Genomic DNA, 10,794 nt, shown 5'->3' with positions numbered 1-10,794 from the left:
CACCGGTTGTCTGGTCCGCTCTCCGGTCGGGGCTGCGCCCCTCCCTACGATCAGACCAGACAACCGATCCTACCGGCCATCATAGTCGCCGCTCAACCGGCCATCGTAGTTGTCGCCGCGCACAACGGCATTCTGAAGCTTGAACTGGTCTGGTCCTGAGTGGCCCGAACCTGAATGCCGCGGGCAGTCCAATACTGATCGCATTGGTGATGAACTGTGCCGGGATTTACCGCAGGCATTGCACTGGCATGGCCTCGGCGTAGCGTCTGATAGATCATGCCGTCAACGCACGGAAAAATGGAGAGTGATAACTCATGTCGGTCGTAAATCCGCCGCTCGAACAGGAATATGACCTGGTCATCGTTGGCTCGGGTGGGGGGTCCGTGCCGGCGGCACTGGTCGCAAAGCAACAGGGCAAGACCGCAGTGATCCTTGAAAAGGAGCACTTCTTCGGAGGATCGACCAGCTATTCCGGCGGCGTCTGGTGGATCCCGAACAACAGCCTGCTCAAGGAAGCCGGCATCCCTGACAGCTTCGAGAAATCACGCGAGTATTTCGACAATGCGGTGACCTACAAGGGTCCGGCGGTAACCCCCGCAAGGCGCGATGCTTTCCTCAAGGCGGCACCACGGATGCTCGATTACCTGCGAGGGCTAGGCCTCAAGGTCCGCCGCCCGCGTGATGATTGGCCGGACTACTATGACAATCTCCCCGGCGGCGAGCCAAAGGGCCGCTCGATCATGCCGGAGCCCTTGAATCTCCATGAACTGGGCGAGTGGGAGCATCGCCTGGCGATGAACCCGCCCATGGCGCACATGCCCATGCCGGCGGAGGAATTCCCGACCCTGTTTCTGATGAAGCGGACGCTCGCGGGCAAGCTCAAGGCGCTGCGGTTCGCTTGGTTGATGGCGCGCGACAAGCTGACCGGCCGCCAGACCGTGGTGAACGGTGCCGCCATTCAGGGCCAGATGTTGCAGATTGCACTGCGTGAAGGGCTCAACATCCAGCTCGACACCCCGGCAAACCGCCTCGTGGTGGAAGATGGGCGGGTTGTTGGCGTGGTGATCCAGCGCGATGGCCATGCCGTGACGGTCCGGGCGCGGCAGGGCGTTATCCTCAATGTCGGCGGCTTTTCCCGCAACAAGGAGTTCCGCCAGAAGGTCACCGACGGTCCGATCACCAACGAATGGACCAACGCCAATCCGGGCGACACCGGCGAGATGATCCAGGCCATGATGGACATCGGCGCGGCGACAGACTGCCTCGATACGGCCTGGTGGGTGGTGACCTCGCGCAATACCAACGGCGAATGGCCGGAGGGCGCCGTATGGCATGACGGGCGCATCCTGCCGTTCATGCATCACCTCGACCTCAGCCTGCCTCACTCGATCATGGTAGACCAGAACGGCAAGCGCGTGGCTGACGAGGCCGGGGCCTACATGGAGATCGGTGAGCGGATCTATCAGCGCAACCGCGAGACCGGCGGCAAGGCCGTGCCCTGCTGGGTCATCTTCGACAAGCGCCACCGCGAACGTTACCCATGGGGCGCCCAGGCTCCGGGCAAGACGCCGCAATCATGGCTGGACAGCGGCTACATGAAGAAGGCCGATACGCTGGACGGCATCGCTGCGCTGTGCGGCGTTGACGCCACCGGGCTCAAGGCAGAGGTCGAACGCTTCAACCGGTTCTGCGAAACCGGCGTCGATGAGGATTTCGGTCGCGGCTGCCGCGCGTTTGACCGGGCGCACGGCGATCCCACCGTCAAGCCGAACCCCAACCTCGGCAAGATCGAGCAGGGGCCGTTCTATGCCGTTGCGATCTATCCGGGCGATGTCGGCACGGCGGGCGGTGTGGTGACAGATGAGTACGCCCGCGTGGTCAGGGACGATGGCTCGGTGATACCGGGCCTCTATGCCGTCGGCAATTCCACCGCCTCGGTGTTCGGTCGGTGCTATCCGGCGGCGGGGGCCAGCATCGGCGCCTCCTTCACCTTCGGCTTTGTCGCGGCTCACCATGCGACCGGCTCGAACGAACTCGAACGCCTGCTTGCCTGACCGGGAGAAGAACACATGGCAAAGTACAAGCTCGTCGCCTTCAGCAATGCCGCCGAAGGCCGCGATGACGACTTCAATACCTGGTACGACGGGCAGCACATGCCCGACGTGCTCAACGTGCCGGGCTTCGTTTCGGCCGAGCGGTTCACCTGCGTGGGCGAAGGACCGCATCGCTACATGGCGATCTACGAAATCGAGACCGATGATCTCGGCGCGGTTCTGGCAGAATTCGGCAAGCGCCCGGGCACCGAACTGATGCCAATCAGCGATGCGCTCGATTTTGGCACGGCGCAGGTCGGTTTCTGGCAGCCGGTCGGCGGCTGAACATCCGGAGCGGAAGTGATTGCCCGTTCGCCGTCATCCGGCGAACGGGCCAAGGTTCACAGATCCGTGATCGCGATGCGCCGGCCGCTTTCGTGCGACATTTCCAGCGCCGTCACCATCTTGTGAACGTGTAGCGCCTCTTCAAAGCTGGGTGACGCTGGCGCTTCCCCGCGAATGGCGGCCAGCATGTTGTGGAACATCCAGCTCATCGAAACCATGTAGGGCGGAGCGTTCTCCTTGCTCCACGGCGTACCCGGAACGGCGTAGTGTTCGGGCATGATCTCGACCAGGCCGCCAGCCAGTTCGCCATATTCCTTCTGCCGCGCCTCACCGAAATAGAGCCGCGCACTCGCACCGTCGCCAAAGGTGGGATCGGTGTACAGCAGCCGCCCGCGATCGCCCCAGATCTCCACCCGCAGCACCTCGGAATCGGGCACGCACCAACCGGTCTGCAGGTTGCCGATCGCCCCGTTCTCCATCTGCAGCGTCGCGCAGGCAAGATCGGCGGTATCCGGGTGGAGCACAGAGCCATCGGGCAGGTTCCATTTCGAAACCCCGGTCGCCACCGCTCCGCTGACCGTGGCGACAGGGCCAATCAGGTGAGTCAGGAACAGGCCGGTGTGTGTGCCGAAATTGCGCCACGCACTGCCACCGCTCGCCTTGTCGGCCAGCCACAGGTAGGGCGAAACCCCACCTTCAGGATAGGCGCAGGCGGGGTAATAGTCGCCGTCGCGCGACCACAGCGGCATCAGCAACTGGACGTTGAAGCCCTTCACGTTGCCGATCGCGCCAGCATCGATCATCGCCTTCATCTGCAAGGCGGCAGGCACCCAGCGGAACTGCGCATCAACCGTACCGACCAGGCCATTCTTGCGCGCCAGATCGGCCTGGGCCTTGGCCTGATCGAGCGTGACGGCAAAGGGCAGCGCATCATAGACGTGCTTGCCGTTGCTCAGCGCGGCGAGCACCATGTCCGGGCGATAGGCCGGGCGGCTGCCGACATCGATGATGTCGATATCTGGATCGGCCGCCAGATCGGTGATGTTCCAGTAAGCCTTGGGCACGCCGAATGCGGCAGCAGCAGCCTCTGCGGTGTCCTGATGTGCGGTGCAGACAGCCGCCACCTCCACGCCGGGCAACTGCCGCCAGGCCGTGCCATGAACCTTGAGGCTCCAGTTCGCCCCGATGATCCCGATCTTGATTGTCATGGTCTTTCATCCTTCAATCCCGGGAACAGATCAGGGATAGACACCCTGCTTGCGGGCGGCCTTGGCCACGGCAGTGAACTCGTCATAAACGGTCATCGGTTCGGAGAAATCGCCCAGTTCGCTGATCTGGTCAAAATGCGAAGCGATGTCCTCGATGCTTGGCGGGGTGGCCCCGCGGGGCGCAACCCAGCCCTCGGCAGCGCAGATCCGCACGCGGGCATAGCGCCCGCTGTTCGAGGAATAGACGCCATGCGTCGCGGTGCAGTCCTTGCTGACCAGATAGAGCGCGAGCGGGGTATTGAACTCCGGCACCACGCGCCCGTCACTGGTCGAAAAATCGGCATTCTGAAGCGCTTGGGCAAAAGCCGGGATTTCCATGAACCCCTGGTCCATCTCGGCAGCAAGGCGGGAATTGGCCGTGGGCAGCAGCACGTTGGACTGGATGCCATAGGCCGATCCTTCCAGCGCGATCACGTTGGACAGGCCGAGCATGGCGCCCTTGCCGGCGGCATAGTTGGTCTGCCACGCATGGCCGAACATGGCCGAGGCCGATCCGGTGAACAGCATGCGGCCATAGCCGTTCGCCCGCATCGCGCGGTAGGCTGGCTGGCCGACATAGAACGCCGCCTTCAGATGGACGTCGAGGATGGGGTCGATCTGTTCGTCGGTCAGGTCTTCGAACCGGCCATTGCGCAGAAAGCCGGCGTTGCTGATCAGGATATCGACCCGGCCCCAGGCTTCCAGTGCGGAATTGACCACCGAAGCGCCGCCCTCGCGGCTTGCGACGCTGCTGGTATTGGCCACGGCTTCACCGCCGGCTGCCCTGATCTCGTCTACCACAGCGGCGGCGGCCGTTGCCGAAGCGCCCACGCCCGAGCCGCTGCCGCCAAGGTCATTGACCACCACCTTGGCGCCGCGTCGCGCCAGTTCCAGCGCATAGTCGCGGCCAAGGCCATTCCCGGCGCCAGTCACGATCGCCACCTGACCGGCAAAGCTGATATCGGCCATTTCACATCTCTCCAGAATTGTTTGGAGCGATGATTAGGCGACCAGTCTGCCGGGTAAAGCCCGCCGCCTCCTCATCGCAATCATGATTTCCGGCGCTTTGATCGCGGCGCTCAGGCGTAGCCGTAACGCTGGCGATAGGCCTTGTAGAGTTCCTTCAGGCCTTCTGAGCTGTGACCGTAATCCTCGGGCGTGAAGCGCTGCATGGTGGTGGAACGGCGCGGATTGGCTTCCAGCCAGGCGCGCATCGCGCTTTCCGCCTCGGCCGACAGCTTCAAGCCGAAGTGCGCGTAGATCTGCTCGACAACGCCGATCTGGTTCTTGACGAAGTCACCGAACTGAACGTCGAAAACCTGTCCGGGATGGGCATCCTTGATCGCATCGGCGCGGCCGAGCGCCAATGCCCAGAACTCCTCCTCACGCGCGTAAATGCCGGGAATGTCGGCGTTCTCTCCGCGGAACATGCGGTGAGCCGCGGCCAGCAGGTTCACGATAGAGGGGATCGACTGCAACGGATCGCGATGCGTCTGCACCACCATCGCATCAGGGAAGACATTCAGCACTTCCTGCAAGGAGAACGCATCCGTCGGGTTCTTCAGCAGCCACCTGCGGTCATCATGCGCCCCGATCAGACGCAGATTGTCAGCGAAGCGTTCATAGCTCGCGGTATCATCCTGCGCGCGGTACCAGCGGTCATAGTTCGGCACCACGAACTGGGACGGGAACATGTTTGACCGGAAGGATTGCGGCAGCAGGTTGAGCGATTCCTCCACCGTGTCCACCGCCATGCCGTGATCCTCGAGCATTTCGGGGGCCTGGGCAATCATCGCATCCAGGATAGCCTTGGCCTGCTGGAAATCGGCATTGCCTTCCCATTCCGCGCGGGCAGGGCGGGGCTGCGGCGCAGTGCAGAGCCAGTGCTCGGCCCCCTGGAACTGCGGGTCCATCGACAGCAGCTTGTGCAGCGCGGTCGTCCCGGACCGGACGATGCCCATGACGATCAGCGGGCGCACGATCGGCCGCTTCATTGCCTCGGGTTGGCGCTTGAATCCGTCGGTTGCGCGCAGCCGCGCCGTCAGGAACCCCAGCAGGCATTCACGCGCACCGATCGCGCCTCCGGACGAAAATCCCGCGCCGTCCAGATCGTTCAGCAGGATATCGAGCGGCTCGTGAAAGTCGGTTCCGCCAAAGTCGGTCAACCCCGTACGACGCGAGGCTTCCTCGCACAATTCCTGCCTGGTTCCGGTAAAACGAACCGCTTCGCCCGCGTCTGCGACAGTGCCCACCTGATACTCCTTTCGCATTCTCTCCGATGGCCATATTAGTCCTTCGCGAGAGCGGCACTGTCCCCAAATGGCGACATCGCGGCGAGAGGTGCGACTGATGGACCGGGCGATCGAACAGAAGCTGATTTCCGCCATCCACAAAGGCGTGGTGGATGCGGCGCAATGGCAGAATTTCGTTGACGGTCTGCGGGATGCGCTGGGCGTGATCCATGCCAACCTCACCTTTCGGCGGACTGACGCGCCACGGTCGGAACTGACGTCCTATGCCAGTGGTGGCCCGATGGAGCACATGAGCGAGTTCTATCTCGGCAGCTATTACCGCAACGATCCGCTGCCCTATTACCGCCTCTTTCCCGGCACGCTGTACACCCTGCAGGATCTGTTCGATCCGGCGGACCATTCGGTCTGGCTGCAGCTTCGGCAGCTGCTTGCGCCATTCGAGGGTACCGACATGCTGATCATGCGAATCTCCGAGCCGGATGGTGCCAATGCCTGGCTCACTGTGATCGGAGCGGAAGGCCCGTTCGAATGCCAGGATCGCGAACTGTTGCAGACGCTTGGTGTTCACCTCCAGATCGCGCTGACAGCCTATGCCAAGCTCGCCGAGGCAGAAGCCCGACTTGCCGCCTATTCGAACGCGATGGACAGGTTGAACGTTGGCATCGTCACCCTTGCCGCGGACGGGCGGATCATCAACGCCGACCCGCTGGTCAACCGCCTGTTGCAAGATGGGCAGATCATCTCGCGTGATCCCCAAGGGCGGTTGGTCATTGCCAATGGCAATGCCGCGCGGTCGTTGACCCTCGCACTCAGGGACTTTGCGCAGGAGCCACGCGGGCGGCCCCGGGCAGTACGGTTGAGCGAGGCGCAGCAGGCCGACATGATGCTGGTGCCGGTGGCGGACAGGCCCGTCACCGGCCGGTTCACGCCGGTCCTGCGCGCCTATGTTCACACCGACCATCTCCCGGCGGCCGACAGCATCGACGGGCTGATGGAAATGTTCCGCTTGACCCGTTCGGAAGCGAAACTTGCCCTGGCCCTGAGCGACGGCCTGACCCTCGCCGAAGCGGCGGAAAGGCTTGGCGTCACGCTGCAAACCGTGCGGACCTACTCCAAGCGCGTGTTCCAGAAGACCGGGACGCGGCGGCAGGCCGAACTGGTCAGGGCCTTGCTGACCAGCACCCTCAGCCTCGCCTGAAATCGCGCCCGGTTCCCCGCGCGCTGCGCTCAGAGCATGCCGCGTTCTTCGGCAGTCTGGGTCTGGGTGTCGAGCCCCAGTTCGCGCAGCACTTCGACGATTGCCGTCGTCGCGCTGGCCACCGCCGGGAACCCGACATAGGGCAGAGTCTGGATCAATGCCTCCTCGATCTCGCGGACGGTAAGGCCATTGGTAATCCCGATGCGGATATGGTTCTTCAGCTCCAGGATCTGGCGCTGAGCGATCAGCACGCCGATCACGACCAGGCTGCGCTGCTTGCGCTCCAGCCCATCGCGCGCCCACACCGAGCCGAAGGCATAGTCGGTGGCAAGCTTGCCGATGGCCGCACCGAACCCGGTGGACTGAATGCCGAGGCGCATCTGCTCCGCGCGTTCCTCACCCATGATTTCGGCAAACAGCTGCAGCCCGCGTTCGGTCACGTCGCTCATGGGACTCTCCCTCGTTGCGCGGGTCAGCCTTGGCTACCCGCCTTGTTCGTTGTCAGGCCAAATAGTCGTGGAAGAAGGCAGCCGCAGCGCCGATGGTCTGCTCGCGGAAGCCCGGCTTGTAGCAATCGAGCTGGTCCATCTTCAGCGAGACCATCCGCTTTGGCTCCCCTGCTTCACGGAAGGCCGTCTGGATCGGCTCGTTGGGATGGTAGACGTCGTGCCCGGTCAGCTGGACGATGCAATAGGCCCGTGGCGCGATCTTGCGCGCGGTATAGCTGGCATCGAACTGCATCACGTGCTCGAAGCTCTCGATCGTCATTTCGGGCGCTGAATGCATCAGCATGTCGCCAGTCTTGGCGTACCATCCCATCACGTCCTCGATCATCGCCGGATCGGCGGGCATCGGGGTGAAGCCATCTTCCGGCGGGGCCGACATCGGCATGGTCGGATCGCCACCCTCCCTGGCCCGCTTGCGCCGGGCCTCGAGCAGGTACTTGCGCACGCCGAGATAGTCGGTCTCGCGGTTCAGGGAGCGGATCCAGTTGTCGCCATCGAGGATCGGTGCTTGGGCCACGCAGGCTCGCACCCGGATATCGTGTGCTGCCACATGCGTCACGATGCCGCCGCCGAAGCTGGTGCCCCAGATCCCGATCCGGCCGGGATCGACACCGGGCTGGGTTTCCAGCCAGTCAATCGCGGCGCGGAAGTCTTCCACTTCCTGCAGCGGGTAGAGCCGACCGCGCGGTTCACCGCCCGAGGTGCCGAAATGCCGGTAGTCGATCGCCAGTGTTACGAAACCGGCCTCGGCAAACAGGCGTCCCTCCTCGACGAGGCTGGTCCGCGCCACGGTAAAGCCATGGCCGATGACGAGCGCGGGATAGCTGCCCGCCGGATCGAAATCTGCGGGCAGGTAAAGGTCACCTTCGCAGGTGATGCCCTTGCTGGTGAACTGGATGGTGCTTGCGGTCATTGTGGAACTCCCGGTGATTGCGATCTTGGCTGGCCACATGGGGCCCGGCCTGAGCGTTCAGGTTCGGATCAGGGCTTGCTGGTGATGCTGGCGAGCTCGGCCTCGTCCATGCCGCCCCAGAACGGCGCCCAGGTCGGAAAGTCCTTTGGCAGGTCGGGCAGTCGGTCCGCCCATTTCTCCCATTGCTGAAAAGGCGGGGCAGGGCGTTCGAGCACGTCGGTCGAATACCAGTGCTTTTCGTGCCGCCGTTCGAAGAACCACTGGCCGTTTCGGCGGACGTAGCGGTCAAAGTAGATGATCGCCATGACCACCCACTTGTCGCCATCCTCATGCTCGGCGCGGCAATAGACGGTACCTGTCGCCGTATCGTCATCGATGAAATCGACGACATGGCCGCAAATCTGGTGGATGGAACGGTAGAACGTGCGCACGCTGGGTTCGATGAAGGTCCTGAGCGCCTCTCGCCCGATGCCCCGGCGGCCGCAGTTCACATCCTCGACGAACAGACTGACCCACGTGTCGATATCGCGCGAGTCGACCGCCAGGGCATAGCGGCACGGCAGTTCGCCAATCGCGATGCGCGCTTCCATCCGCTCCAGTCGGCGTGCGAGTTCGGAAGTGTCGATCATCTGCTGTCTTGTCCCAACAATTATCGGGCGACAGGTAACGCGCGCAAGTGGGGCGCGGCAACCATGACCGGGCATTCCGGACGACAATCGCGTAAGCGATATGCGCAGCGCTTCAGGCCGCCCCCCGGTCGAGGCAGGCCTCCAGTTCATTGAGCCGGAATGCGTAACGCTTGGCCAGCATATCGCGGGCCTTGTCCGGCTCGATCGTCGGCGTCCCGAAGACCGACCATGCGATTGCCGTTCTCCCATCGTCCAGCGCCGCCAGCTGCATCGTGGCGAAAAAGCCTTCGAATGGCAGGGAGGAGCCGCTGATCGGGCGGTAACGGAGGAAGCGGGCAGTGTGGTCAATCGCCTCCAACCGCTCGCGGATTTCGGCCTCTCCGACCATGACGGTCCGCAACGCGCCAGCCTCATTTCCGTCTGCCGAACAGGCGGTGATCGCTTCGCTCCACCGGGACAGGCCGCCGAAATCGCTGATCACCGACCACACCTGATCGGGATCGGCGGTGAGTTCGCGCCGCGCGACGTAAAAGGGTGCGCCGTCGGTCACAGCACGATCCACGCCCGCAGCAGGTGGCGGCGCCGCGCCGGATCGCCTTCATCCTCCCAGCTGGTGCGGGAATGAAGGGTATGGTTGTTGTTGATGAACTGCAGTTCGCCATCGGCAAAGTACATGTCGAGGTGGAATTGCGGATCTTCCGCGATCTCCTCGATCAGGGCCACCATATCGGCCTGTTCGCCGGTCAACTTCGGGGCCATGCCGCGCTTCTGGGCAGCGTCGATCGTATCGGCCTGGAACGACACCCGCAGGTCCGAACCGCGCCAGCGGCAGATCGGCACGTCACGCCAGGGCTTGCCGGTCGCGTCGATCATGTCGAGCGCATCGAACGGGATCGGGGTGAACAGGGCCGCTTCGAGATCAGGCCGGCGGCGCAAGACCTCGGCGATGACCGAGTGCGAGGACACGATTCGCGACAGCCCGCCCCTGGCCACGTTGTGACGGCACAGGAGGCCGACGACATCACCCAGGTCGACATGGAAACGGATCTTGTTGTTGGTCTCGTTGATCCGGATCCTGGGATTGTCGAGGTCCATCGGCACGCCTTCGTCGCGCACGTGGCCAATGATCGTCCCGCGCGAGTTCTGGACCCGCAGCGTGCCCATGTGGGTGCAGATCGTCATGTAGGCGATCATGCTCTCCTCCTCGGTCCATTCCTCCACCGGCAGCCGCTGGACCAGCAGGAACCCGCGCTCGCGGTCGATCAGCTGGCGCCATTCGGCGATGCGCGGCTCCATCAGTGGCATGGGAAGGTCTGCGGCGGTCAGCTGCTCCGCGGTCTTGCCGGGGGGCAGGCCGCGGCGGACCACTTCACGGAACTCGTCGATCTCCGCCGAGGAAAGCACCTCTTGCCAAACCGCGCTGCCCGCCATCTTCGCACCCATCCAGGCAGACGACTGGGCCGACAACCAATCGCGCAGCGCCGCACCGACAGGAGGGATGAAAGCGGAGGTTGCAACATTCATGGTGGAGTGGCCCTCATCCCGAGGTGAACGCGGTAGACGCGGTACCGGCATGCATAGCAGATATGCGCGATTACCGGTTCAAGCGACTCCGCAAGGCCGGATCGGGGCGCTAATCGAGTATCCGATGGCGCCAGACAGGGACTTCCT

Annotated in this window: 11 protein-coding genes; 3 read left to right on the top strand and 8 right to left on the bottom strand. The window is 63.5% G+C overall.

The window, feature by feature from the left end; genetic code table 11:
- Window positions 1–314 precede the first annotated feature (314 nt).
- Both POM99_RS15830 and POM99_RS15825 read left to right on the top strand, forming a co-directional pair.
- Window positions 315–2,054, top strand: a complete 1,740-nt coding sequence (locus POM99_RS15830) for an FAD-binding protein (RefSeq protein WP_277279448.1) — start codon at window positions 315–317, stop codon at window positions 2,052–2,054.
- Between the two features lie 15 nt (window positions 2,055–2,069).
- Window positions 2,070–2,378 carry a DUF4286 family protein gene (locus POM99_RS15825; protein ID WP_277279447.1) on the top strand — a complete coding sequence of 103 codons (309 nt, stop codon included), beginning with the start codon at window positions 2,070–2,072 and terminating at the stop codon, window positions 2,376–2,378.
- A 56-nt stretch (window positions 2,379–2,434) separates the two neighbouring features.
- Here the strand turns inward: POM99_RS15825 and POM99_RS15820 are convergent, their stop codons facing one another.
- The 3 genes from POM99_RS15820 to POM99_RS15810 all read right to left on the bottom strand — a co-directional run bounded on the left by POM99_RS15820 (window position 2,435) and on the right by POM99_RS15810 (window position 5,877).
- The gene (locus tag POM99_RS15820; RefSeq protein ID WP_277279446.1) at window positions 2,435–3,586 is read right to left on the bottom strand and encodes a Gfo/Idh/MocA family protein; all 1,152 of its coding nucleotides are present in this window, start codon (window positions 3,584–3,586) and stop codon (window positions 2,435–2,437) included.
- 30 nt (window positions 3,587–3,616) lie between these two features.
- Complete coding sequence (locus POM99_RS15815; RefSeq protein WP_277279445.1) at window positions 3,617–4,594, bottom strand: SDR family NAD(P)-dependent oxidoreductase; 978 nt, start codon at window positions 4,592–4,594, stop codon at window positions 3,617–3,619.
- Between the two features lie 110 nt (window positions 4,595–4,704).
- Window positions 4,705–5,877: a sulfotransferase family protein gene (locus tag POM99_RS15810; protein WP_277279444.1), complete on the bottom strand. Its 1,173-nt coding sequence runs from the start codon at window positions 5,875–5,877 to the stop codon at window positions 4,705–4,707.
- A gap of 97 nt (window positions 5,878–5,974) precedes the next feature.
- Between POM99_RS15810 and POM99_RS15805 the strand changes: the two genes are divergently transcribed.
- Complete coding sequence (locus POM99_RS15805) at window positions 5,975–7,075, top strand: helix-turn-helix transcriptional regulator (RefSeq protein WP_277279443.1); 1,101 nt, start codon at window positions 5,975–5,977, stop codon at window positions 7,073–7,075.
- Window positions 7,076–7,104: 29 nt separating this feature from the next.
- Here POM99_RS15805 and POM99_RS15800 read toward each other — a convergent pair whose 3' ends face one another.
- From POM99_RS15800 to POM99_RS15780, 5 genes are all read right to left on the bottom strand, one after another.
- On the bottom strand, window positions 7,105–7,524 hold the full coding sequence (locus tag POM99_RS15800) for a carboxymuconolactone decarboxylase family protein (RefSeq protein WP_277279442.1): 420 nt from the start codon (window positions 7,522–7,524) through the stop codon (window positions 7,105–7,107).
- A gap of 52 nt (window positions 7,525–7,576) precedes the next feature.
- Window positions 7,577–8,533 carry an alpha/beta hydrolase gene (locus POM99_RS15795; protein WP_438823022.1) on the bottom strand — a complete coding sequence of 319 codons (957 nt, stop codon included), beginning with the start codon at window positions 8,531–8,533 and terminating at the stop codon, window positions 7,577–7,579.
- A gap of 29 nt (window positions 8,534–8,562) precedes the next feature.
- A complete protein-coding gene (locus POM99_RS15790) occupies window positions 8,563–9,123 on the bottom strand; it encodes a nuclear transport factor 2 family protein (RefSeq protein WP_277279440.1) in 561 nt (186 codons plus the stop codon).
- A gap of 112 nt (window positions 9,124–9,235) precedes the next feature.
- A complete protein-coding gene (locus POM99_RS15785) occupies window positions 9,236–9,673 on the bottom strand; it encodes an SRPBCC family protein (RefSeq protein WP_277279439.1) in 438 nt (145 codons plus the stop codon).
- The gene (locus tag POM99_RS15780) at window positions 9,670–10,647 is read right to left on the bottom strand and encodes a TauD/TfdA family dioxygenase (RefSeq protein WP_277279438.1); all 978 of its coding nucleotides are present in this window, start codon (window positions 10,645–10,647) and stop codon (window positions 9,670–9,672) included. The genes POM99_RS15785 and POM99_RS15780 overlap by 4 nt, the downstream gene beginning before the upstream one ends.
- Window positions 10,648–10,794 lie beyond the last annotated feature (147 nt).

It is taken from the genome of Novosphingobium cyanobacteriorum, assembly GCF_029436685.1.
Taxonomy (GTDB): Bacteria; Pseudomonadota; Alphaproteobacteria; order Sphingomonadales; family Sphingomonadaceae; genus Novosphingobium; species Novosphingobium cyanobacteriorum.
This window is presented reverse-complemented; position numbering and strand designations above follow the sequence as displayed.